Here is a 23,325-nt window from a genome sequence, read left to right on the forward strand (position 1 = left end):
GACCTGGGGCCAAAACGTAGGCCCGGTATGCGTAAGTGCTACCGGGCTCGACGAGCCGATGTTCAGGCTGTTTTATTTAGGTTCAGTACCGAACCATTTTTTGTAGATTTCGTTATAGGTGCCGTTTTCACGCAGTGTTTTCAGCGCACCGTTTACCTTCTCACGCAGTTCGTCGCTGCCTTTCGGGAAGGCGATACCGTACTGTTGGGCTTCCAGAGAGTCGCCTACAGCTTTGAACTGGCCATTACCCGCGGTTTTGATAAAGTAAAGAATGTTTGGTGTATCGTGCAGTACTGCATCTGCGCGATTTGTACCCAGTTCCATATATGCGTTATCGATGTTCGGGAACTGACGCAGATCTTTGGTTTTAATGTTCGCTTTCGCGTAATCCACTGAACCGGTGCCGCTCTTCACTGCAACGACTTTACCATCCAGATCTTTCACGCTTTTCACGTCGTTATTGTTTGCTTTAACCATCACTAACAGACCGCTTTTGTAGTAGCCGTCAGAGAAGTCGATCGCTTTTTTACGTTCTTCGGTGATGGTGATACCAGCCAGAGCCAAATCGATATTTTTGGTTTGCAGCGCCGGGATGATGCCGCTGAAATCCATAGGTTTCAGTTCATAATCCAGCTTCAGTTCTTTAGCTACGGCAGCCCACAGATCCACATCAAAACCAACGTATTTATCACCTTGTTTAAACTCAAATGGAACAAAGGCGGTGTCGGTTGCGACAACGAGTTTCTTATCCGCGGCATGAGATGACACCGCAAAAGCCAGGGTAAGTGCAGCCAGTGAAACTTTAAATACAGACTTCATAGCATTTCCTTTTATATCCACGGGGCGATCCCCTGCGAGAGCTTAAAACGTAATGAAAAAATCGTGCCAGTTTTGCAACTTATTGTTTTAAAAAGGAGACCTTTCGTTTTACTGCACAATAAGTAAGGCAATGCTGGTGATTTGCACCGTTTCGGGGCACTGATTTGGTGCATGAATAGTGCAGTACAAACGGTATGACTATTTAGCGTAAAAATTGTAGATAAAACAATCTTTCGTTAACGATTGTGTGAGGTGATTATTACAAATATTTTACTTTGAAGTGACGAACGATCAATGTTGTGCACCATAAAAGTGCAAAACCCCCGCGGGAGCGAGGGTATTATAGGGAATACTTATGACAGTTATTATTCGATGTTAGCTTCGATAAACCACAGGAATTTGTCGAGATCGCGTGATGCTGCTGTAAAGATATCGGCAGTATCTTCGTCTTTTGCTTCGTTAATGGCTTTACGCACGCTGTTAGCGACCACGGCATAACGTTCGGCCAGCTCTTTTAAGTGATCCTGAACGCTGTGGATGTCCAGCGGATAGCTTTTCAGTGACGTTTTGCTGTTAATTACCTGCGTTGTACCCAGTGCAACACCGCCCAGCTGTACGGCGCGCTCAGCCATGGTATCAAGGTGATCGGTTAGCGCAGTACGGAAGCCATCGAGCATTTCATGTACGGCAATAAAATTGGCACCGCGCATATTCCAGTGAGCCTGTTTAGTGATGAGTGACAGGTCGATGAACTGGATCACCTGCTGATTCAACAGCTCCACAGTAGCTTTTTTATCACTGTCGGATACATCGTTGCGGGTATAAAGGAGAGTGGATGCTTTTGTTTTTACCAGTTTTGCGGTAGTCATAATTTCATATCCTCTTGATATTTACGTCCCAGGTCATTCAACGGGAGTAAGTATAGACCTTATTTTGGATTTATTTTTCTGGCCTTACCTATCACTTTAATAGTGGAGAGCGAGGTGAATATAAAATGTTCAATAAAATCATTTGGATATATTGTTATTGTGTCAGTATCGGATATTTATTTTGCGTGCATCTGATGCAGATGAATATGATTATGAGAATGGATTAAGTGTAAGAATAATAATTACTGCGATAAACAGCAGGATATTCTGCATGGTTATGCAAACCATGCAGAATAATGGAAGGTTATTTAACGTCGAGTTCCTTAATTTGTGGCTCTCTGCGGATGGTAAGTGTCGACCCCATTGAGGCGGCAATGATTGCCCCTAAGGCCAGCGTCTGTACCATCGTCAGCGTTTCTCCAAGGAAAATCATCCCGGAAACGGCGGCCAGCGCGGGTTCCATGCTCATTAACGTACCAAAGGTACGCGTCGGTAATCGGGTCAACGCGATCATCTCCAGTGAGTAGGGAAGGGCCGTGGAGAGAACAGCCACCGCCAAACCTAGCGGGAGTATTGACCAGTGCCACAGCGCATCTCCAGCCTGCATCACGCCAATCGGAACAAAAATGAGTGCTGCTATCAATGAACCTACCGCCACGGTTGCAGGTCCATGTTCTTCGCCGGCCCGCTGCCCAGTCAGAATATAGACAGCCCAGCAGGCGCCAGCACCCAGCGCAAGCGCAGCACCGGTTAAGTCAACGTGTGATACGTCCTGGCCCAGCGGCAACAGGAACCAGAGTCCGAGTACGGCCAGCGCAACCCAAATAAAATCAACGGGACGTCGGGAAGAGAACAGCGCCACCGCGAGCGGTCCGGTAAATTCCAGTGCCACGGCAATACCCAACGGCACGGTCTGAATTGACAGGTAGAAAAGATAGTTCATCCCGCCTAGTGACAGGCCATAAAACAGCAGAGGAAGACGCTGTTCTTTTGCAAATCGTAAACGCCATGGTTTAAAGAATGCGATGAGGATTATCGTTCCCAGTGCAAGACGCAGCGCGGTAACACCAGGCGCGCCGACAAGGGGGAACAGTGATTTCGCCAGCGATGCTCCGCTTTGAATGGAGGACATAGCAATAAGCAAAACCAAAATAGGCAACCATACTGGCGCTTTACGTGACGACCCCGGCATCCTTTCTCCTGTCAAATGATGTTAATACACCTGCTCCTGCGGGCCGCCTCTGTTGGACTGCGGCCTGGATGAGTTTGTGTATAGAAAAGTAAAAGAGCGAGTGTAATGGAAATACGCTCAGCTGGTTGAGTATTCGTTGAAAAAAAAATTACTGAGATCCGTACAATGGCATGAAAATGATGGATTAATAATCTGCGTGATTAGGAATCATCTGGATGAATGTGCCATGTTGTGCGCGCAATAATGGCATAATTCGTTGGAAAAGTGATGTTAATTGAAAGAGATAGCGGTGTTTTGAAACGTTCTGTTACATGAAAAGCCTCGTTAGACATCGCTAATCGCAAAGAGTTTCCCATCAATTTTTGGTATATTTAAAACTTAGGATTTACTTGAAGCACATTTGAGGTGGTTATGAAAAAAATTGCATGTCTTTCAGCACTGGCCGCTGTTCTGGCTTTCTCCGCAGGTACCGCTGTAGCTGCTACTTCTACCGTTACCGGTGGTTACGCTCAGAGCGATGCTCAGGGCGCAGCGAACAAAATGAACGGTTTTAACCTGAAGTATCGCTACGAGCAGGACAACAGCCCGCTGGGCGTAATCGGTTCCTTCACTTACACTGAAAAAGATCGTACCGACGCTTCTGGCGACTACAACAAAACTCAGTACTACGGCATCACTGCTGGTCCTGCGTACCGTCTGAATGACTGGGCGAGCATCTACGGTGTTGTAGGTGTTGGTTACGGTAAATTCCAGGATGCAGCAACTCCTGCTGACAACCACACCACCAGCGACTACGGTTTCTCTTACGGTGCCGGTGTGCAGTTCAACCCGATCGAAAACGTTGCTCTGGACTTCTCTTACGAGCAGAGCCGTATTCGTAGCGTTGACGTAGGTACCTGGATCGCGGGTGTTGGTTACCGCTTCTAATCACTTCGGTGATATAAAAAATCCGCCTCTTGGGGCGGATTTTTTTTGCGTGCGGTTCTGGATGCTAGCGTGATTTTGTCTCGAAAATGTCGGTACCCAGATGGTTGTAATCTACCTTCTGCAATTTGAAGTTGGTGATGTAAACCGGCCCGGCTTTTTTCTCTGAGATAAAACGGTAGCTGTTGGTAATTTCCTTCGCACTGATCCCTGTCCACTGAGAGAAGAAACTCAAGAAATCATTCGCGGAGCGACGGGCTTTAATCACCCGATGTGCTTTATCATCGCTGGACAGTACCATAAAAGGAACCTGGAAGTTCTGCTGGAACTGATCGTCATGTGCCAGATACTGCACCTCTTTTCCACGTTCTTTAAAGGCCAGTCCATGATCGGAGAAATAGACCATCGAGAAGCTATCCCCGCTGTTACGTAGCTGATCGTAAAGCTGGCGCAGCAGGTCATCCGTTTGCGTCATGGTGTACAGATAACAGGAGGTCTCTTTCGACTGGACGAATGTTTCGTACTTCCCTTGTGTACGATCGCAGGCCTGCGGATGTGAACCCATTAAATGCAGCACAATCAGTTGTGGCTGGGTGCGCTCGGTTGCCAATACCTGAGCGGTCATCTTCAACAGCGCTTCATCACGGGTGTTTTTATCGGCTTCGAAGTCACCGTTTTTGAGGAAATGTACTTCGTCGGCCCGCTTGGCGATGCTTGCTATCGCTGTATCATATTCTCCAATCTGCCCCTGATTAGAGAACCACCATGTCTGGAAGCCAGCGCGGTTAGCCAGGGTGACAAAGTTGTCCTGGAACTGAGGCTTATTATCGACCACCCGATTCAGTGTTAAGCCAAGTGACTTCTGCGTTGAACCGCTCGCGGCAATGTAATCGGCAAAGATATAGCCATTAACGCTACTGGCAAATGGGGTATTATCCCAGTGACCGCCAAACGCACCTAGCGCATCGCGTCGGGCGCTCTCACCAATCACCACGACATAGGTATGGTATTTGGGTTTTACCCCTGTCACTGTCCAGCTATCTTTGACGCTTGCCAGTTTCGCCATCCGCTCCTGTTCATCGAGCACTTCGTTGTTGTTAACGATGACGTCTTTAGCAAAACGAAATACCGGGTAGCCAGTGTCTTTCAGTTTAAATACACCACCCCAGGCCAGGTTTTGCACGGGAGTAACAAAGAACGCCACGATGCTAAACAGCAAGCACAGGCTATCGAGCTTATTCCAGCGTGGTCTGTTCATCTCTTTTTTACGGCGAACGGCGATAACGCCAAGCGCAAAAATAAATACCCCAACCAGGTAGTTGTACCAGGGGAAGATCGTCAGGATCTCGGTGGACTCTTCCATGTTGGTCGAGTGCAGCGCCAGCAAGGTATTAAAGTTTGGCGAGCCGTAAGCCTGGCCGAACGGAAAGTACATCGCCGCAATCAATGAACAAATGCCAATCAGCACTTTCTGCGTGCGCGGCGCATAACGCCAAAGTAGCAGCAATATACAGGTAAAAGCGGCGCTATAGAGCAGGCTAAGCGGGTAGCCCAGTGCAAGGTTGATCAGCAGAGACTGTAAGAAATAAAGGCCAGTCCACGGGCTAATAGCTCGGCTACGAGCAATAAGTGAGTCTTTGAGGGTTAAATTCATATGCCACTGTTGCAAAAACGCCATGTGCTTACCCTGGCGCAAAGGGTCATTGCCTGCCTGAGAGAGCGAGAAGAGGGATGAGGTCCGCATCTGCGAGCCGCAATATACGCAGGGCTGCGAAAAGATAGAGTGTGCGCAGGAGAAGGTCAACTACTACAAAGAAATTGTTTTGGGATGGCAGTGGCAAAACGGACAAAAAGAAGGGTTATTGGGGCGTAATCTGTCACCGTAACTACGTTACAGCAGGAAAATGAAGCGGCGTACCGCGACGCCGCATTATTTACTTGAAGGTTTTTCCTGCTCTGGTTTGCTGTTAATCATGTCGCACAGCATAGAGATCAGCATCAACCGTACTTTAAAGGGAGAATGGCTAAACACGCGTATACACCTCTTGAATTCATTCATATGAACCTCCTGACTTCACGATCCCATCAGTCCTTGAGGGATGTCTTTATTATATACAGATATAGCACAGGCTATATTATATAGCTATTGCTAAAACGTTAATTTTTTGTGCCCACGCAACTCTGGTTTACAATGAGCGCTCTCTAATCAGATGCCGTTAACGCGTCACAGTAACGAGGAAGCAGAATGAGTCGTCGCGCAGGTACGCCAACAACAAAAAAAGTGACGCAATTGGTGAATGTTGAAGAACACGTTGAAGGGTTTCGCCAGGTCAGGGAGGCGCATCGACGCGAACTGATTGATGACTACGTTGAGCTGATTTCCGATCTCATTATCGAAGTCGGTGAAGCGCGCCAGGTGGATATGGCGGCACGTCTTGGGGTTTCCCAGCCCACCGTTGCCAAAATGCTGAAGCGCCTGGCGTCAGTAGGATTGATTGAAATGATCCCCTGGCGCGGTGTGTTTTTAACCGCAGAGGGCGAGAAGCTGGCTCAGGAGAGTCGCGAGCGTCATCAGATTGTGGAAAATTTTCTGCTGATGTTAGGGATCAGTCCAGAAATTGCCCGTCGTGATGCGGAGGGCATGGAACACCACGTGAGCAAGGAAACGCTGGAGGCTTTTAGCCGGTTTACGCAACAACATGGAACAGGCTCTGAATGAGTTTTCCTTTACTACGCGCTTTGCAGCGCGATCGCTTTTTCCAGTTGCTAATCATCGTCGGGATTATTCTAAGTCTGTTGACGCCGTTTGCGCCCCGGAGCTGGCCGGGGGCAATTGACTGGCACACGATCATTACGCTCAGTGGTCTGATGCTACTCACCAAAGGCGTGGAGTTAAGCGGTTACTTTGACGTGTTAGGGCGAAAAATGACTCGCCGTTTCAACACGGAACGTCAGCTGGCAATATTTATGGTGCTGGCTGCGGCGTTACTGTCGACGTTTTTGACCAACGATGTTGCTTTATTTATTGTCGTTCCGCTGACGATTACCCTGAAAAAACTGTGCGCTATCCCGGTTAACCGCCTCATCATCTTTGAGGCGCTGGCGGTTAACGCCGGATCGTTGCTGACGCCGATAGGAAATCCGCAGAACATCCTGATGTGGGGACGCTCTGGTCTTTCATTTGCGGCGTTTACCTGGCAAATGGCACCGCTTGCTGGCGCCATGATGCTGACGCTGGTGGTGCTCTGCTGGTTCAGTTTTCCGCATAAAGCCTTGCATTATCATACTGGTACATCTGCGCCTGACTGGCAACCTCGGCTGGTGTGGAGTTGTCTGGTGTTCTATATCGTCTTTTTGACGGCTCTGGAATTGAAGCAGGAACTCTGGGGGCTGGCGATTGTGGCTGCGGGGTTCATGGTCCTGGCTCGTCGCGTGATACTCAGCGTGGACTGGACGTTATTGCTGGTGTTTATGGCGATGTTCATTGATGTACATTTGCTGACGCAATTACCCCTGTTGCAAGGGATAGCTAACCAGATTGGGGCGCTCTCAGCGCCGGGGCTATGGTTGACGGCAATCGGCTTGTCACAGTTTATCAGTAATGTTCCCGGTACGATTTTGCTGTTGAACTATGTGCCACCGACGCAGTTGCTGGCCTGGGCTGTTAATATTGGCGGTTTTGGCCTGTTGCAGGGATCGCTGGCGAATATTATTGCATTACGGATGGCAAACGACCGGCGTATCTGGTGGCGTTTTCATCTGTACTCGGTGCCGATGCTGATATGGGCGATGCTGGTAGGATATGGATTGTTGTTGCTGATGTGATAGCGGCAAAGAGGCAATAAAAAAGGCGGATGATTCATCCGCCTTTTTCGTTTCTGGTCTGCTTAGTTCAGACGAACCGGCATACCGGAACGGTTTTGTACTGCCTGCTCAACGACGGACTGATCAACATCAGACTGACCGGTGATGCTGGTAATGCTCTTGTTCAGGGTAATCGGAACAATTTCCCCGCCTTCGAACTGCGCTTCAGTGGTTGACAGTGGGTTATGCACCTCAATGTAACGGCTACCATCTGGTTCAGTGGTGGCTTTCACTGGTTCATCGATAAACTGTACGCGAGTGCCGACCGGAACATTTTCAAACAGGAATTTGATGTCTTCGTTACGCAGACGCACGCAGCCGTGGCTGACGCGTAGGCCGACGCCGAAGTTAGCGTTGGTCCCGTGGATAGCGTACAGACGACCGATATACAGTGCGTACAAGCCCATCGGGTTATCCGGGCCTGCCGGAACTACGGCTGGCAGCGGTTCACCCGCAGCGCGGTACTCAGCGTGCATTTTCGCCGTTGGCGTCCAGGTTGGACCCGCTTTCTTACGTTCCACTTTGGTGGTCCAGTTGATAGGCGTGTCTTTGCCTAACTGGCCGATACCAATTGGTAAAACGATCACGGTATTGGTGCCTTTTGGATAGTAGTACAGACGCATTTCAGCGCTGTTGATAACAATACCTTCATGTACGGTATCCGGCAGAATCAACTGCTGCGGAATGTTCAGTACGGTACCGCCTTTCGGCAGGAAGGTGTCCACGCCTGGGTTTGCTTCCAGCATGTTGGACAGACCCATCTGGTATTCAGCCGCATAATACTCCAGCGGTTGGGTATTACCTTCAGGGATGGTGATGACCTGGTTCTGGCCAATCAAGCGACTACCATCGGTAGGCAGCGGATACGTGACGGCTGAAGCGGTATTACAAAAACCAACTACCGCGAGCGCCGCCGCGAAAAGCGTTGTCAATTTCATATTCATTTTTGCGAGATTCTGAAGCCAAGCAGGCTAGTGGGTTGAGATTTATGTAGTGTTGGGCACGCATTATATGTGCATTCTGAGCAACAAGGAATTCGGATGTGTACTAAATCACATTTTTTTCCGTTTGCTTTCACTTTATCCCTTCAGCACGAAGGCGCGATCTTATTTTAGAGTTATGGCATAATAAGCGGTTTGTCACATATTTCTTTCAGGATACGCCAGTGTTAGTTTCCAGCAACGTCACCATGCAGTTCGGCAGTAAGCCGCTGTTTGAAAATATTTCCGTCAAATTTGGCGGCGGCAACCGTTACGGCCTGATTGGCGCGAACGGTAGCGGTAAATCCACTTTTATGAAAATTCTCGGCGGCGATCTTGAGCCGACGCTGGGTAACGTTTCACTCGATCCGAACGAACGCATCGGTAAGCTGCGTCAGGATCAGTTTGCTTTTGAAGAGTTCACTGTGCTGGACACCGTTATTATGGGGCACGCTGAACTGTGGGAAGTGAAGCAGGAACGCGATCGTATCTATGCGCTGCCGGAAATGAGCGAAGAAGACGGCTATAAAGTTGCCGACCTCGAAGTGAAATACGGCGAGATGGACGGTTACTCCGCAGAAGCACGTGCGGGCGAATTGCTGCTGGGTGTGGGTATTCCGGTAGAACAACATTACGGACCGATGAGCGAAGTCGCTCCTGGCTGGAAACTGCGTGTGCTTCTGGCACAGGCGCTGTTCTCTAACCCGGATATTCTGTTGCTCGACGAACCAACGAACAACCTGGATATCGATACCATCCGCTGGCTGGAGCAGACGCTGAACGAGCGTGACAGCACCATGATCATCATTTCGCACGACCGTCACTTCCTGAACATGGTCTGTACGCACATGGCGGATCTGGACTACGGCGAGCTGCGTGTTTACCCAGGCAACTACGACGAATATATGACGGCGGCAACGCAGGCTCGCGAGCGTCTGTTGGCAGATAACGCCAAGAAAAAAGCGCAGATTGCCGATCTGCAATCTTTCGTCAGCCGCTTCAGTGCTAACGCGTCGAAATCTCGTCAGGCGACCTCTCGTGCGCGCCAGATTGATAAGATCAAACTCGATGAAGTGAAGGCCTCCAGCCGCCAGAACCCATTCATCCGTTTCGAGCAGGATAAGAAACTGTTCCGTAACGCGCTGGAAGTGGAAGCGCTGGCTAAAGGCTTTGATGAAGGCCCACTGTTTAAAAACTTCAACCTGCTTCTGGAAGTGGGCGAGAAGATTGCCATCCTGGGCGCTAACGGCGTGGGTAAATCAACCATGCTGAAAACGCTGGTGGGTGAACTGCAGCCGGATAACGGTACGGTGAAGTGGTCTGAAAACGCGCAAGTAGGTTACTACGCGCAGGATCACGAATATGAGTTTGAAAACGATCTGACCGTATTCGAGTGGATGAGCCAGTGGAAACAGGAAGGGGACGATGAGCAAGTTGTACGTAGCTTCCTCGGTCGCCTGCTGTTCAGCCAGGACGATATCAAAAAGCCTGCGAAGGTGCTGTCCGGTGGTGAAAAAGGGCGCATGCTGTTCGGTAAGCTGATGATGCAGAAACCGAATATTCTGGTGATGGATGAACCAACCAACCACCTGGATATGGAATCGATTGAATCGCTGAACATGGCGCTGGAAATGTATCAGGGCACGCTGATCTTCGTTTCTCACGACCGCGAGTTCGTGAGTTCGCTGGCAACTCGCGTGATTGAAATTACGCCGGAACGCGTAATCGACTTCACCGGTAACTACGAAGATTATCTGCGTAGTAAAGGGATCGACGGCTAAACATTGTGGCCCGGTGGCGCTACGCTGACCGGGCCAATAGTCTGCCTTGTAAGCCGGGTAAGGCGAAGTTGCCACCCGGCATTCAATTACACCACCCACTCACTCCCGTCTTTACCATTCACCAACAGTTGGCGTTGTTCCCCTATCGGTAACGAAACTTTCAGCGCTTTCCACGCCGGACGATAATCGCCACGGGATTTAACCTTGAGGTTAATGGTTGAACTGTCACATATCATCTCCCATTCAACCCACAAGGCATTACCGTTCTGATAGCCCCAGCTTTCACCATCGTCTTCAAACAGCAGACCTGTTGCCGTTCCCACACCTTTGAGTGGGAACAACTTCAGCTCACGCTTATTGTCTTCCTCTACACTGACGTGACTGATACGTTCGCTGACTGGCAAACCGGCACCTGCACGCACCAGTAGCGGCAGTTTTTCCAGCGGGGCATCGCGGGTGATCCACTGACCGCCGGAGAACCATTCGTGGGTGTAGAAATCGTACCAGCCGGTTTCATTGTCCGGTAACCAGACGCGACGCTGGCGTTGGCCCGCCTCAACCACGCTGGCGACTAAAATATCGCGGCCAAGCAGAAAGTCATCGCACTCTTCGAATGTCTGCTCATCGTGTTCATGGTCGAGGAACGTAGGACGCAGCATTGGTTCGTCGTCGGCATGCGCCTGCCAGAGCAGCGTATAAAAGTAGGGCAGCAGACGGTAACGTAGTTCAATCGCGCTGCGAATGGCCGGGGTGACGCCTGGGTACATCCAGGGTTCATTGACTGTATGGTCATCATTCCAGGAATGGATGGTAAAGCGTGGGTGCATCACGCCGTTTTGTATCCAGCGTACAAACAGTTCGGCATCTGGTTTGTTGCCTGAAAAACCGCCAACGTCGTGACCGACGTTATACAGCCCGGAAAGACTCATCCCCAGCCCCATCCGCGTGTTATAGCGCAGTGTGTCCCAACTGGTACGGTTATCGCCGCTCCAGGTTTGCACGTAGCGTTGCATTCCGGCGCAGCCTGAACGCGAGATCAGATAGGGACGTTTTTCCGGGGCAAACCGCTGTTGTGCTTCCAGCGAGGCACGCATCATGAGCAGTGGCATCACTGGTCGAATGTGCTTGATAGCAATCTCCTGACCAAAGCCGTTGCAGCGTGCTTCACCGTCCCAGACTTCAAACTCGTTGTTGTCGTTCCAGGTCGAGTCGATGCCCATTTCCAGCAGTTGGGTAGTAACTCCTTCCTGCCACCACTGAATGGTTTGTGGGTTGGTAAAGTCGAGGTTAGACCCTTCGTCATCCCAGAAACTTGAGCGTTCCGGCGCATTCGTTTCTGAATCACGAATGAACAGGCTCTTTTCGGCGACTTCGTTATAGCGTGGGTGGTCTTGCAATAAGCACGGTTTGATGTTTGCCGCGAGTTTCAGTCCAGCTTCATGGAAGGCGCGGGACATCACTTTCGGCTGCGGCACTTTATCGTAGTTCCAGTTGAAGACGTAGCGCTTACCATTGATCGAGGTATAGCCGGAAGAGAGCTGGAATGAATCGCACGGTATTGCATGCTTATCGCACAGGCGAATGAAGTTCATTAGCTGATTCTGTGCATCCGGGGCGTCAGTGTAATGCATCGTCGAGCCGCTATACCCCAGGCTCCACTTAGGTCCGAACAGGGTTTTTCCGGTCAAACGTACAAACGCTTTGGTGACGTCCAGGACGCGTTTTCCGGTAAACATGTAGTAATCAATATCTCCAGCTTCTGCCTGCCAGCGGCGATACGCGGTGTGATAGTTGTCAATTTCATTTCCCAGATCCAGCCAGCAACTGCTCAGATTGTCATAAAACAGACCGTAGCTCACATCATCACGACGGGTAATAGTAAACGGAATATGTTTGTACAACGGGTCGGTGCTGACAGCGTTATAACCCATTGCATCAAGATTACGCATTTCATAGCGTTTGCCATTGCGCTGCAAATTACCTGCTTTTTCACCTAAGCCATAAAAACGCTCATCTTTGCGACGACTCAGGTAGTGCGCCACGCCATCTCCGTGCGCATTTAGCAGGTAGGCACTGGTTGCGCGATCGCTGGCAAGCGGTTGCCATTCTCCGGCGTCATTACGATAGTGCCATTCCAGCCACAGGGGGTTATGTATAGTGACCCGTAGCTGTTTAGTGCTGATTGTCACCGTTTCATCCTGTTGTTCCAGAGTCCACGCAGGGCAGGTAAAACCGCTTAAATCATCGCGATGACGCCCCTCCCAGGGGACATCTTGCTGCGGGGCGATGCTCCAGGTTCTGTCCAGCGCCAGTTCACCTTTGCGTCTAATCAGTACGCGGAACAGATTGTCTTCCAGTACGTACAGGCACAGGTGGTGCTGGTTATCCACCAGCAGTTCCAGATGATGAGCCGACTGCTTATTAACGGTCCAGGTCTTCAGGGTTTTCATATGCAATACATCCACTATCAAGCGCGCTTGGCGCGACGTTCAGCAATAAATGCCACCAGGAAAATAGCGCCAATCAGGTCGAAGAAACCCATGGCGATGAATAGCGGGTTAAAGCCGATTTTGTCAGCGGTAACCCCAATTAAAAGGGAGAACAGGAAGCTGGCGATCCATGCCGCCGAACCACGCATGCCGTTCACGGTCGCCATCTGGCCTTTATCAAACGACTCTACGACCAGCGCACTTAACATGCAGGAGATGATCTGATGCCCGAAGCCGCCAATGGACATCAGGATCACGGCAATAATCGGATCCCGGGTGAGCGCTACCACGGCAAGTGAAATCATCAGGAATGCGCCGGTGACAGAACTGGCGATGGTTGAGTTAACTCGTGAACAGCCGAACAGGCGGGTATAGAGTTTGGTCAGATAACCACTTGCTACGCTACCCAGGTCGGCGGCGAGAAACGGTAGCCAGGCGAATAAGGCAATCTGCTTCAGATCCATATCGTATTCTTTGGCGAAGTAGAGCGGCATCCAAAAACTGAACACTGCCCAGGCCGGTTCGGCCATAAAAGCAGGGATGGCAATACCGTAAAAACGTTTGTTTTTAGCGACATCTTTCAGAGAGGTGAAAAAGGGCAGTTTTACCGGGGCGGCTTCATTATCCTGCTTGATCCAGGCCAGCTCGTCTTTGCTAAGATTCGGGTGCTGTTCCGGATTATGGTAGAACACCCACCACAGAATGACCCACAGCAGCGCCAGCACACCAGTGAACATGAATGCGCCCTGCCAGCCAAATGAGGCGTGCGCGAAATAAATAATTGGTGGAGCGAGCATTGCGCCAATCGAGAAACCCACACCAGCCCAACCGGCAGCAACAGGACGTTCAGCTTTCGGGAACCATTCGCCAAGGGTTTTGGCGTTGGCTGGGGTGGCGGCGGCTTCCGCACCGCCCATAAAGAAGCGCAGGATCGCCAAATGCAGCCAGCTACCAGCACCCGCGTGAGCGATACAAGCAATAGCCCACAAGCATGCGCAGACCATAAAGCCGAGCTTCAGACCGATTACATCAATTAACCAGCCGCACAGAGGTTGAAAAAGTGTATAGGCAAGCTGGAAGGCACCGACAATCCAGGAATATTGTTCGGTGGTAATACCCAGGCTCAGTTTTAGCTCCGGAGCCAGAATACCCAAAGAGTTTCGGGTGATGTAGTTAACCGTCACGCCAAGTAAAAAAAGCACCAGCACATACCAGCGCAAATTTTTAATCACCCGGCGAGTTTTATTTGCCGCAACCGTGTTGTTAATGTCCTGACTCATTTTTTCTCTCCACAAGACGGACGATGTAGGGGGAAATCCATTTCGATTGATATATATCTATCACTTTGATAGTTAATTGTTTTTTTAATTAATACTGATATCAAACTAGTATGGAAGCGTTGTGCAAATTAACCTTAAGCGAGAAATTTGGTCGGTAATAGCAGAATTTGTGCAAGCTTTCTCATAACCATGCCTCTGAATTTGGCATCATGCTTTCGAGGTCAGTTACTGCTTAATCTGAGTGCTGTGAAAATTTTTTCATTTACCTGGTGGACCGAGATCACAAAATGGATAAAAGGTTAAAAATCGCAGAAATTGCTGCCCGGACGCAGCTCTCTATCAGCACTGTTTCCCGCGTTCTCGCAGGGAAGGCCAACACCAGCGAAAAAGCACGGAGTAAGGTGCTGGCATGTGCGCGGGAACTGGGGGTGATGGAGGGAATGGCTGCGGGTCGACTGTTGCTGAATAATCTGTTGGTTTTTGCACCGCAACGGGCATTCGATGAGCGGTCTGATATCTTTTATTTCCGCGTTCTGCAAAGTTTAAGTAAAGGCTTGGCTTCCCATGAAGTAAGGCTGCGTTACTGCGCGCTGGAGGAGTTGGATAGTGATGCACAGCTTTTTCTGACACGCATCAATGAGCCGGAAACGCAGGCGGTGATTTTGCTGGGCATTGACGATCCGCATATTCATGATCTTATGGTTGATGTCGGCAAACCGTGTGTGTTGATCAATTGTCGCGACAGGCATGTTCGTTTGCCTGCAATCGCTCCCGATCATCGTGCGGTTGGCGAACTGGCGGCCGAATACCTTTTTGAAATGGGACATCGGGAAATCATCAACGTGCTTTGTCTGCGTCGTTACACCATGGAGCTTCGGCTGGCAGGGATCCGCGATGCGTGGCAATCGCGAAATCTGAAATTTAATGACAAACGCGATCTACTGGTGGTGCCCAGTTTCAGTGCAAAAGAAACGGAGCTACAAATAAGCGAATGGCTGAAGCAGACGTCGGCGAAAACGCTACCGACCGCGTTTCTGGTTGGCGGGGATTTTATGGCGGCAGGGACGATCAGTGCCCTGCAAAAGCACGGGCTACGGGTACCACAGGATGTCTCGGTGATGAGCATTGATGGCTTTAATCTGGCGGCAGTTCAGGATGTTCTCTTAACTGCAGTACACGTTCCACGTGATGAGTTGGGCATTGAGGCGGTACATATGCTCCAGCAACGGCTGGTGCGACCCGATGCCCCGATTGGCACTCTGTTGCTTAATGGCGCGTTGACAATACGTGAATCAGTCCGGCGGATACGTCAGGGAAAACGACGCACCGCCGTAGAGAGAGAAGGCCTGTATGATGATTAAATCATTCCCAGTGCGCGTTTGCCGTGGATATTCAAATCCTCCAGCCTAAAGCGTCCTTCCCAGTCGGTTTCATAATCTTCGCGCGGAAAATCGCCCGGTGATGCGCCTTTTTCCAGTGCCGCCTTCACTTTATGGGCGTAGGCGAGATTTTTCTCGCACATCGGTGCGGCGGGAATGTACATCACATTACCCCAGCCCTGTTGATTTTCTACAGGGGCTACGGAGTGGATCACATCGCAATGCCACCAGACGGAATCTCCGGCCTCCAGTTGTGGAATGCTGGTTAGCGCTTCGATCAGCAGCGGATGCCATTGTTCTGAAACCGGCAGCACTCTTCCTGGCGCTACGCCGCACAGTTCATCTTCCGGGACATCATCCAGAAGTGGCCGCAACAGAATATAGGCCATGGCTTCAGGAACAGGCACTACGTGCAACAGCCCCTGGCCTGGCAACATATCGGACAACGCTGTCCAGCCCTGGAATGTACGAAACACCGAACATTTGGTCGTGTTATCCACCGTGTACTCTTCGACTTCAGTGCGGTGCGCCGCATGCCACGGATCGTATTTCGCCAGATTGCCATTAAAGACGTTGGCGAAAACGCGCTGATAGGCCGGAAGCAGCCAGCGTTCCAGTGCACCTGAGTCAGTATGTGCTCCAAGGCCTTTAGAGGTGGTTCCCGGTGGGCGGCGGCGAATACGGTCCGGATAGATGACGCTGACGTCCGGGTTAAACCACTGTTTACCCTCGCTTTCAAACGTCCACAGCCGGTTGAGAAGCGACTGCGCATTAGCCATCTCCTCGCTCTGGCGGGCCTGCATTTGCGCCTGTGACCAGTAAATCGGATAGATCTCAGGACGTGATGCGCTCAGGGTACCGAAGAAATTGTCTCCCGGTCCTTTGTAGACCTCATCAAAGCGGTTGCGGTCCAGATAGTCCAACATTGACTGATCCCAGCCGAGAGCCTGTTCGCGGGGGAAATGGCCTTTGATAACCGCGCATCCGCGACGTTTAATCAGCTCACGCTGTTCTGATGTGACAGTACCTGCTTTGATATCGGCATAAGAGAGCATCGGCCAGACGGCATCACCCTGCGCTTTGAGGGCGTTGATCTCTGCCACCCTCGTGGCAATGGTATCGCTAAGCTGATTGAAGATCTGTTGGACATCACCAAGTTGCGCCCGCAGTTCCTGCTTCATCTGACGGATTGCTGCTTTATGATCAGCAGGCAATGTGTCGCTGGTAAAAGTAAAAGCCATAACCACCTCACATAAATCTTCATTCGAAACTAATTTAACTTACATATGACAATATAAGTTATAAATAAGTTAATGCAAGTTTAATAATTTGATGAGGGCGCAGAATGCAAAAAGAGAGAAAACCGGAGTGGAGTACTCCGGTAGACAGGCTCAGGCGTTAAAGGGGGAGGTGTTATCCAGCACGGCCTGAATCACGTTCAGAGCACCCTGATGGTTGTTATCACTGGTCTGATAACGGGCAATGGATTTGATGCTCTCGGCTGCGTTTGCCATGGCGAAAGAGTAGCGTGCCATTTTCAGCATTTCTGCATCGTTGCCGCTGTCGCCAATTGCTACCACGTTCTGCGGAGACAGGTTCCAGCGTTTTAGCAGGCGGCTGATACCATTCGCTTTGTGCAAACCTGGAATAATCAGGTCAATAAAGCCAAAGCCGCTGGTGACGGGCTTCATAATGCCGTCCAGCGAGGTATGCAGATGGTCAATTACCAACGGGATTTGCTGATCGGGCAGATTTAGTGAGAACTTAAACAGCACATCATCGATATCCTGATAATCCTTTACCGGTTTTAGCCGGTGATAGTGTTTCGACATCAGGGAGACAAAGGCGTCCGGCGCATTTTCACTGACGTAGGCGCTTTGCAGACCACAGGCTACGAAGTTGAGCTGTTTATCTTTTAGCAGCTCGCCAATGACGATACGGGATTCATGGCGGGTAAGCTCGCCGTGAAACAGCTGTTTACCATGCTCATACACCAGCGCACCGTTCTCTGCGACAAAAGAGATCTCATCTTTGAGTTCCGGGAAAAAGGAAATGAGCTGGTAATACTGGTTACCGCTGGCGACGACAAATTCAATGCCTTGTTTTTTCAATTGCTGATACTGCGCCATAAATCGTTCACGATCGTATTGCTTGGCGTCGTCGAGAAAAGTTCCGTCCATATCGGTGACGATAACTTTGATGGTCATAAATGCTCCTGGCTTTCACTGCAACCAGCAACATTCTAATAACAATGTGACCTACAGCACAAATTTAATTTCGAATGAAAGTTTCCACTTCGTCTTTCACGCCACAGGTGCGTTGGCAGTGGTGGTTCGCCCCAGTCGCTTACTGATGTAAGCTCCTGGGGACGTACCGCCTTGCCGCGTTCCTGCAACTTGAAATCCATTGGGGAATGGTTCAAGACTGGATAAACACGGTAGTTATCCGATTGGTGCTACAGCATATGTTCCGTACGGGCGATGATATCGTCCTGCGCATCCGGAGACAGGGCGGTGAAGAAGGCGGAGTAGCCAGCGACACGCACCACCAGATCACGATACTGATCCGGATGTTTTTTGGCTTCCAGCAGCGTTTCACGGGAAACGATGTTGTACTGAATATGCCAGCCTTTGTGCTCTTCAAAGAAGGTGCGCAGCAGGATCATTAGTTTCTGCTTATCAGACTCATTCTCCAGCGTCGCTGGATTCAGTTTCTGATTGAGCAGTACGCCGCCGAGAATCGAGCCGGTAGGCAACTTGCCAACCGAACCAATAACCGCAGTCGGACCGAGATGATCGGTGCCGGAGGCCGGGCTCGCGCCTTCCGCCAACGGAGTATGGGCTTTACGGCCATCCGGCGTCGCCATAGTTGCTGCACCAAACGGCACGTTTGCGGAGATGGAAGAGGTACCGGCATAGTAATTGCCACCAACCGGGCCACGGCCGTAACGTGGGTTATGGTACTGTTTCAGTTCGTCGATATAGGTCTGATAAGCGCGGGCCAACAGAGTATCGACGCTGTCATCATCATTACCGTATTTTGGCGCACCGTTGATCAGACGCTGGCGTAACTGCTCATGAGTCAGACCGTCAAAGTCATCTTCCAGTGCGGCAGCCAGCTGTTGCTGACCAATAACCCCCTGTTCGAAGACTAACTTTTTCACTGCCGCCAGACTGTTGCCGAGGTTAGCAATACCGACCTGCAAGCCAGATACCCAGTCATACTTTGCGCCGCCTTGCTTAATGCTTTTTGCACGCTCAATACAATCGTCTACCAGTGCGGAGCAGAGAATGTCATGAACATTTTCCTCCAGCATGGTATCGACTACGTACTCAATCTCGATGGATTTACGTGTGTAATAGCGGATCTGCGTATCCCAGGCAGCCATTACTTCGTCGAAATTATCGAAGTTACCCGCGGAGAGTGCTTTTTCCTGTGGCAGGAACACTTTCCCGCTGGTGGCATCACGACCACCTTCCAGTGCAGCCAGCATTACGCGGGCAAAGTTGATAAAGCTCATTCCGGTGCAGCGGTAGCCCCACTTACCGCCAACGGCGGTTTCGATGCAGCCAATCGCCGCATAGTCGTAAGCGTCCTGAGGTTCAATACCGAGCTTAATGAATTCCGGGATGACGATTTCATCATTGTTAAAGGCCGGCATCCCGAAACCGCAGCGAATTACCTGTACGCAGGCATCAAGGAAATCGTTACTCATTCCCGCGTGATAGCGCACGCTGAGGTTTGGCTGAGTTGAACGAAGACGACCGCAAGATTCCAGAATGGCATAAGAGAGCGGATTGACCGCATCTGTTGGTTGACCGTTAAGCAGATTTTGCCCGCCAATGGTAACGTTTTGATATAACGGGCTGCCTGCTGACGCTTTTGAGTGGGACCCGGAGCGGATTTTGTTCACTTCCAGCAGTTTCAGCCAGCAGCTGTGCAGCAGTTCAATGGCATGCTCACGATCCAGTGACTGGTTCAGCTCCACGTCACGACGATAGAACGGATAGAGATACTGGTCCATGCGACCAAACGATACCGAGTGACCGTTTGATTCAATTTGCAGAATCAACTGGATGAAGTAGCACAATTGCAGCGCTTGCCAGAAGGTCTGCGGTGGCTGGTGGGCAATAACATCGCAGTTTTCCGCTATTGCCAGCAGTTCATCGCGGCGACTTTCGCGGGTCTCAGTGGCCGCCATTTCACGCGCCAGGTCGGCAAAACGCTCAATGTGCAGACTCACCGCGTCGAGGACGATATCAATGGCTTTCAGGAACTGATCGCCATGCAGGTCTTCCAGGCAGGTGAGGTTAATGCGGGCACGGCGCTCGTCGACTTTGTGGCGCAGACCATCAAGACCTTTTTCCAGCACCAGCGGGAAGTTTACCGCCAGATGCGCATCACCAGAGGTCATGTTGCCTTCGGCTTTGATAATACCGGTTTCCAGCAAACCTTTTTGTTCGTCGGTGAACATACCGTAGCAGCGATCCTGCACGGTCTGACCACGCCACCACGGGCAAATTTCATGCAGTACCCGCTTGTTTTCTTCGCTAACCGCAAAGCCTGCGCCTGGTCGATCCGCCAGGTCGTCGATCTCTTTTTCAATCCAGGAAACGGTATATTCCGGGAAGATAGGCGCGGCGCGCACTTCGCTTGCCTGGTTACCTATAATCAGCTCGTCATGCTTGATCCAGATTGTTCGTTCCGCCAGATGATGCGCTAGTGCCAGCGCGCGCCGAACCGGGACAGGCTTATCCAGATGTTGCTGATACATCTCGGTGTAGTGTTGGGCGCGCTCAGTACAGACTGGCGGTTTCACGATGTGGATCAGGGCCGTTTTGTGCGCTTTGATACGATCGCTGAGTATATCCAGTTTCAGTGTGGTCATGGCGGTTATCCTCGTAGGGTCGCGGTTAAACCTTTATGGCAGGCATACTGCTCGGCAAATTCAAGCAATGCAGGCGCATCAAGCGGTTTATCCGGGGCGTTGTAGGGTTGACTGAGTAAGTGGTATTTGTTGATGCCCAGGGTGTGGTAGGGCAAAAAATGAATCTCACCGACGTGAAGTTCATCGGCGGCAAAATCGGTAATGGCTTTGATGGCTGCTTCGTCAGCGTTGAATCCCTGAATTAACGGCACGCGGATAATCATTTTTTTACCGGCCGCGGCCAGTTTTTTCAGATTTTCCAGTACGCGTGAGGCGCTACCATCGGTCCACTGTTTAAACGGCGCATCGGCCACATGTTTTAGATCGGCAAGAAACAGATCGATGTCTGGTAATGAAGGTTCAATATACTTCCAGGGTACATGCAGACAGGTTTCGACGGCCGTGTGAATACCTGCGTCGTGGCTGGCTTTCAATAATTCTGCTGCCAGTTCCGGCTGCATAAACGGTTCGCCGCCGGAAAGCGTTATCCCGCCACCGCTGCGATCGTAAAACGGTTTATCGCGCAGCACGGTGGACATGATTTCTTCCACACTTTTGACTTCGCCGCAAACGGTCAGTGCCTGAGTTGGGCAGCAGTGGGTCAGTGCAGCGATCGCTTCATCACTTAGTTTTTCGCGATGGATTAACAGGCCGTTCAGCGCACGCTCAATCACCGCGGGTGCGGCCTGAGCACACAGGTCGCACCCGTCCAGGCACAGACGCGCGTCGTATAACAGATCCTGTGTACGGGCGCGACTCTCTGGATTCTGGCACCAGCGACAGCCCAGGGAGCATCCTTTAAGGAACACTACGGTACGGATACCGGGACCATCGTGAGTGGAATAGCGCTGAATATTGAAAATCATAAGCGGCCTCTTTTCTTTCATATAAAGATTAAATTACTTTCGAATGAAAGTTATATTGACGTGCGTCAACTAACTGCGAGGTTTTGCCGTGCTACCTTTTATCCAGGCAAATATTCGTTGAGGAAAGGTTATGGAACTCTATTTAGATACGTCTGACATTGACGCGGTGAAAGCCCTGGCGCGTATTTTTCCGCTGGCAGGAGTGACCACAAACCCGAGCATTGTGGCAGCAGGCAAGAAGACGCTGGAGATGTTACTACCGGCTTTGTATGACGCGATGGGAGGCCGGGGGCGTCTGTTTGCTCAGGTAATGGCGACGACCGCTGAGGGTATGGTTAGCGATGCGCGTAAACTTCGGGCCATTATTCCTGATATCGTGGTGAAAGTACCGGTCACAGCAGAAGGTCTGGCGGCGATTAAGTTACTGAAGGAAGAAGGGATCCCGACGCTGGGCACGGGAGTATATGGTGCGGCACAGGGATTGTTAGCTGCGCTGGCGGGAGCAGAATACGTTGCACCTTATGTTAACCGCGTGGATGCGCAGGGGGGCGATGGGATTCAGATGGTGGCCGATCTGCAGAACTTACTGAAAATGCACGCTCCGCACGCCAAAGTTCTGGCTGCCAGCTTTAAAACGCCACGTCAGGCGCTGGATTGCCTGCTGGTCGGCTGCGAAGCCATCACACTGCCGTTGGATGTTGCTCAGCAGATGATAAGTTCCCCAGCTGTTGATGCCGCTGTAGCCAAGTTTGAGCACGACTGGCAGGGGGCGTTTGGTCGGACATCTCTTTAAGCCGAATATGCCGGGTTGGCCCGGCATTTCTGCGTACACTATCCCGCAAAAATGAATCCGTTACAGTTGAGGCGGTTTATCTCCGAACTGTGTTCGTATATCCGATAAAGTCTGGGTGTTATCCGTCACGATGGCGAGTACAGTCGCGTCATTATGTGAATCAGGTGACGGACCACCATGAAGAAATCGTCCACTTCCACACCGCACGATGCGCTATTTAAAACATTTTTAAAGTATCCGGAGACTGCCCGCGACTTTATTGAAATTCATCTTCCCTCCAGGTTACGTACATTATGCGATCTCACGACATTAGAACTGAAACCCGCCAGTTTCATCGAAGAAAACTTGCGCGCCTATTATTCCGATGTGCTCTGGTCGATGAAAACCAGTGAGGGTGATGGTTATATCTATGTGGTGATTGAACATCAAAGCAGTCCCGATATTCATATGGCGTTTCGCCTGATGCGTTATGCGATAGCGGCAATGCAAAGCCATCTCGACGCTGGGCATGACACGTTACCGTTAGTGGTACCGATGCTGTTTTATCACGGCATCGACACGCCTTACCCTTTCTCGTTGTGCTGGCTGGATGAGTTCGATAATCCGGCGTTGGCACATCAGCTTTACCTGTCGGCATTTCCATTAGTGGATATCACAGTCGTTCCGGATGATGACATCATGCAGCACCGACGCGTAGCGCTTCTGGAGCTGATGCAAAAACATATTCGTCGGCGTGATCTGATGGGGCTGGCAGACAAAGTGGCCTCGCTCCTGACTACTGGAACCACTAATGACAGCCAGCTAAAAGCGCTGTTTAATTACCTGCTTATCCAGCACGGACACAAACCGAGATTTAGTCGATTTATGCGTAAACTGGCGCAGCAGGTACCCGGATACAAGGAGAGTACAATGAACATTGTAGAAAAAATACGCAGGGCGGGACAGAGGAAAGGGCTGCGGGAAGGTATGCAACGTGGTCTTGAAAAAGGTTTAGCCGAAGGGCGCCGTGAGGAAGCGTTGCGTATTGCTGGCTCAATGCTGGAAGACGGTCTTCCACGGGAGTTGATCGTCAGAATCACCGGGCTTTCTGAGGATGATGTTAAATCACAGAGGCATTGAACACTGGCTTTATGCAGCCCCGGCGAGTGTGTGTCACCGGGGG

Annotated in this window: 19 protein-coding genes; 7 read left to right on the plus strand and 12 right to left on the minus strand. The window is 50.8% G+C overall.

The genetic code is table 11. From position 1 onward, the window contains the following. Positions 1 to 72 precede the first annotated feature (72 nt). From glnH to rhtA, 3 genes are all read right to left on the minus strand, one after another. Positions 73 to 819 carry a glutamine ABC transporter substrate-binding protein GlnH gene (glnH, locus tag OGX98_RS05230; RefSeq protein WP_045441187.1) on the minus strand — a complete coding sequence of 249 codons (747 nt, stop codon included), beginning with the start codon at positions 817 to 819 and terminating at the stop codon, positions 73 to 75. Positions 820 to 1,184: 365 nt separating this feature from the next. Further along, positions 1,185 to 1,688, minus strand: coding sequence for a DNA starvation/stationary phase protection protein Dps (dps, locus tag OGX98_RS05235; RefSeq protein ID WP_045441188.1), 504 nt, complete (start codon positions 1,686 to 1,688; stop codon positions 1,185 to 1,187). 304 nt (positions 1,689 to 1,992) lie between these two features. After that, complete coding sequence (gene rhtA, locus OGX98_RS05240; protein WP_045441189.1) at positions 1,993 to 2,880, minus strand: threonine/homoserine exporter RhtA; 888 nt, start codon at positions 2,878 to 2,880, stop codon at positions 1,993 to 1,995. 411 nt (positions 2,881 to 3,291) lie between these two features. Between rhtA and ompX the strand changes: the two genes are divergently transcribed. Continuing rightward, positions 3,292 to 3,807, plus strand: coding sequence for an outer membrane protein OmpX (gene ompX, locus OGX98_RS05245; RefSeq protein WP_048221793.1), 516 nt, complete (start codon positions 3,292 to 3,294; stop codon positions 3,805 to 3,807). A 64-nt stretch (positions 3,808 to 3,871) separates the two neighbouring features. Here the strand turns inward: ompX and OGX98_RS05250 are convergent, their stop codons facing one another. After that, positions 3,872 to 5,458, minus strand: a complete 1,587-nt coding sequence (locus OGX98_RS05250; protein WP_136345462.1) for a phosphoethanolamine transferase — start codon at positions 5,456 to 5,458, stop codon at positions 3,872 to 3,874. Positions 5,459 to 5,734: 276 nt separating this feature from the next. Continuing rightward, positions 5,735 to 5,863, minus strand: a complete 129-nt coding sequence (gene mntS / locus OGX98_RS05255) for a manganase accumulation protein MntS (protein ID WP_045441191.1) — start codon at positions 5,861 to 5,863, stop codon at positions 5,735 to 5,737. 186 nt (positions 5,864 to 6,049) lie between these two features. Between mntS and mntR the strand changes: the two genes are divergently transcribed. Beyond that, positions 6,050 to 6,523, plus strand: coding sequence for a manganese-binding transcriptional regulator MntR (gene mntR / locus OGX98_RS05260; RefSeq protein WP_045441192.1), 474 nt, complete (start codon positions 6,050 to 6,052; stop codon positions 6,521 to 6,523). Continuing rightward, positions 6,520 to 7,629, plus strand: coding sequence for an anion transporter (locus OGX98_RS05265; RefSeq protein ID WP_284096539.1), 1,110 nt, complete (start codon positions 6,520 to 6,522; stop codon positions 7,627 to 7,629). The genes mntR and OGX98_RS05265 overlap by 4 nt, the downstream gene beginning before the upstream one ends. Before the next feature lie 62 nt (positions 7,630 to 7,691). On the opposite strand, the gene ldtB is transcribed toward OGX98_RS05265, so the two are convergent. Next, positions 7,692 to 8,612: a L,D-transpeptidase gene (ldtB, locus tag OGX98_RS05270; RefSeq protein WP_045441194.1), complete on the minus strand. Its 921-nt coding sequence runs from the start codon at positions 8,610 to 8,612 to the stop codon at positions 7,692 to 7,694. Between the two features lie 221 nt (positions 8,613 to 8,833). Here ldtB and OGX98_RS05275 point away from each other — a divergent pair, with 221 nt between their 5' ends. Beyond that, the gene (locus OGX98_RS05275; protein ID WP_048221791.1) at positions 8,834 to 10,429 is read left to right on the plus strand and encodes an ABC-F family ATPase; all 1,596 of its coding nucleotides are present in this window, start codon (positions 8,834 to 8,836) and stop codon (positions 10,427 to 10,429) included. A gap of 86 nt (positions 10,430 to 10,515) precedes the next feature. Here OGX98_RS05275 and OGX98_RS05280 read toward each other — a convergent pair whose 3' ends face one another. Both OGX98_RS05280 and OGX98_RS05285 read right to left on the minus strand, forming a co-directional pair. Then, positions 10,516 to 12,879: a glycoside hydrolase family 31 protein gene (locus OGX98_RS05280; RefSeq protein WP_286594929.1), complete on the minus strand. Its 2,364-nt coding sequence runs from the start codon at positions 12,877 to 12,879 to the stop codon at positions 10,516 to 10,518. A 17-nt stretch (positions 12,880 to 12,896) separates the two neighbouring features. Next, complete coding sequence (locus OGX98_RS05285) at positions 12,897 to 14,198, minus strand: MFS transporter (protein WP_045441197.1); 1,302 nt, start codon at positions 14,196 to 14,198, stop codon at positions 12,897 to 12,899. 287 nt (positions 14,199 to 14,485) lie between these two features. Here OGX98_RS05285 and OGX98_RS05290 point away from each other — a divergent pair, with 287 nt between their 5' ends. After that, positions 14,486 to 15,559 carry a LacI family DNA-binding transcriptional regulator gene (locus OGX98_RS05290; RefSeq protein ID WP_045441198.1) on the plus strand — a complete coding sequence of 358 codons (1,074 nt, stop codon included), beginning with the start codon at positions 14,486 to 14,488 and terminating at the stop codon, positions 15,557 to 15,559. Here OGX98_RS05290 and OGX98_RS05295 read toward each other — a convergent pair. From OGX98_RS05295 to OGX98_RS05310, 4 genes are all read right to left on the minus strand, one after another. Continuing rightward, a complete protein-coding gene (locus OGX98_RS05295; RefSeq protein WP_045441199.1) occupies positions 15,556 to 16,818 on the minus strand; it encodes a DUF1479 domain-containing protein in 1,263 nt (420 codons plus the stop codon). The two genes, OGX98_RS05290 and OGX98_RS05295, sit on opposite strands and share 4 nt — an antisense overlap. A gap of 150 nt (positions 16,819 to 16,968) precedes the next feature. Further along, positions 16,969 to 17,784, minus strand: a complete 816-nt coding sequence (locus tag OGX98_RS05300; RefSeq protein WP_048221789.1) for a Cof-type HAD-IIB family hydrolase — start codon at positions 17,782 to 17,784, stop codon at positions 16,969 to 16,971. 248 nt (positions 17,785 to 18,032) lie between these two features. Then, positions 18,033 to 20,465: a glycyl radical protein gene (locus tag OGX98_RS05305; protein WP_048221788.1), complete on the minus strand. Its 2,433-nt coding sequence runs from the start codon at positions 20,463 to 20,465 to the stop codon at positions 18,033 to 18,035. Between the two features lie 5 nt (positions 20,466 to 20,470). Beyond that, on the minus strand, positions 20,471 to 21,370 hold the full coding sequence (locus OGX98_RS05310; protein WP_200010677.1) for a glycyl-radical enzyme activating protein: 900 nt from the start codon (positions 21,368 to 21,370) through the stop codon (positions 20,471 to 20,473). Positions 21,371 to 21,500: 130 nt separating this feature from the next. Between OGX98_RS05310 and fsa the strand changes: the two genes are divergently transcribed. Together fsa and OGX98_RS05320 are read left to right on the plus strand one after the other, a co-directional pair. Next, complete coding sequence (gene fsa, locus OGX98_RS05315; protein WP_200010680.1) at positions 21,501 to 22,163, plus strand: fructose-6-phosphate aldolase; 663 nt, start codon at positions 21,501 to 21,503, stop codon at positions 22,161 to 22,163. Positions 22,164 to 22,340: 177 nt separating this feature from the next. Next, positions 22,341 to 23,282, plus strand: coding sequence for an Rpn family recombination-promoting nuclease/putative transposase (locus OGX98_RS05320; protein ID WP_286594931.1), 942 nt, complete (start codon positions 22,341 to 22,343; stop codon positions 23,280 to 23,282). Positions 23,283 to 23,325: the final 43 nt, after the last annotated feature.

The sequence above is a fragment of the Citrobacter sp. Cm046 genome (assembly GCF_030333065.1).
Taxonomy (GTDB): domain Bacteria; phylum Pseudomonadota; class Gammaproteobacteria; order Enterobacterales; family Enterobacteriaceae; genus Citrobacter; species Citrobacter murliniae.

What these genes read in the sequence shown, in the direction of transcription:
- glnH (WP_045441187.1), bottom strand. Translation starts at nt 819, where the DNA reads ATGAAGTCTGTATTTAAAGTTTCACTGGCTGCACTTACCCTGGCTTTT.
- dps (WP_045441188.1), bottom strand. Translation starts at nt 1,688, where the DNA reads ATGACTACCGCAAAACTGGTAAAAACAAAAGCATCCACTCTCCTTTAT.
- rhtA (WP_045441189.1), bottom strand. Translation starts at nt 2,880, where the DNA reads ATGCCGGGGTCGTCACGTAAAGCGCCAGTATGGTTGCCTATTTTGGTT.
- ompX (WP_048221793.1), top strand. Translation starts at nt 3,292, where the DNA reads ATGAAAAAAATTGCATGTCTTTCAGCACTGGCCGCTGTTCTGGCTTTC.
- OGX98_RS05250 (WP_136345462.1), bottom strand. Translation starts at nt 5,458, where the DNA reads ATGAATTTAACCCTCAAAGACTCACTTATTGCTCGTAGCCGAGCTATT.
- mntS (WP_045441191.1), bottom strand. Translation starts at nt 5,863, where the DNA reads ATGAATGAATTCAAGAGGTGTATACGCGTGTTTAGCCATTCTCCCTTT.
- mntR (WP_045441192.1), top strand. Translation starts at nt 6,050, where the DNA reads ATGAGTCGTCGCGCAGGTACGCCAACAACAAAAAAAGTGACGCAATTG.
- OGX98_RS05265 (WP_284096539.1), top strand. Translation starts at nt 6,520, where the DNA reads ATGAGTTTTCCTTTACTACGCGCTTTGCAGCGCGATCGCTTTTTCCAG.
- ldtB (WP_045441194.1), bottom strand. Translation starts at nt 8,612, where the DNA reads ATGAATATGAAATTGACAACGCTTTTCGCGGCGGCGCTCGCGGTAGTT.
- OGX98_RS05280 (WP_286594929.1), bottom strand. Translation starts at nt 12,879, where the DNA reads ATGAAAACCCTGAAGACCTGGACCGTTAATAAGCAGTCGGCTCATCAT.
- OGX98_RS05285 (WP_045441197.1), bottom strand. Translation starts at nt 14,198, where the DNA reads ATGAGTCAGGACATTAACAACACGGTTGCGGCAAATAAAACTCGCCGG.
- OGX98_RS05290 (WP_045441198.1), top strand. Translation starts at nt 14,486, where the DNA reads ATGGATAAAAGGTTAAAAATCGCAGAAATTGCTGCCCGGACGCAGCTC.
- OGX98_RS05295 (WP_045441199.1), bottom strand. Translation starts at nt 16,818, where the DNA reads ATGGCTTTTACTTTTACCAGCGACACATTGCCTGCTGATCATAAAGCA.
- OGX98_RS05300 (WP_048221789.1), bottom strand. Translation starts at nt 17,784, where the DNA reads ATGACCATCAAAGTTATCGTCACCGATATGGACGGAACTTTTCTCGAC.
- OGX98_RS05305 (WP_048221788.1), bottom strand. Translation starts at nt 20,465, where the DNA reads ATGACCACACTGAAACTGGATATACTCAGCGATCGTATCAAAGCGCAC.
- OGX98_RS05310 (WP_200010677.1), bottom strand. Translation starts at nt 21,370, where the DNA reads ATGATTTTCAATATTCAGCGCTATTCCACTCACGATGGTCCCGGTATC.
- fsa (WP_200010680.1), top strand. Translation starts at nt 21,501, where the DNA reads ATGGAACTCTATTTAGATACGTCTGACATTGACGCGGTGAAAGCCCTG.
- OGX98_RS05320 (WP_286594931.1), top strand. Translation starts at nt 22,341, where the DNA reads ATGAAGAAATCGTCCACTTCCACACCGCACGATGCGCTATTTAAAACA.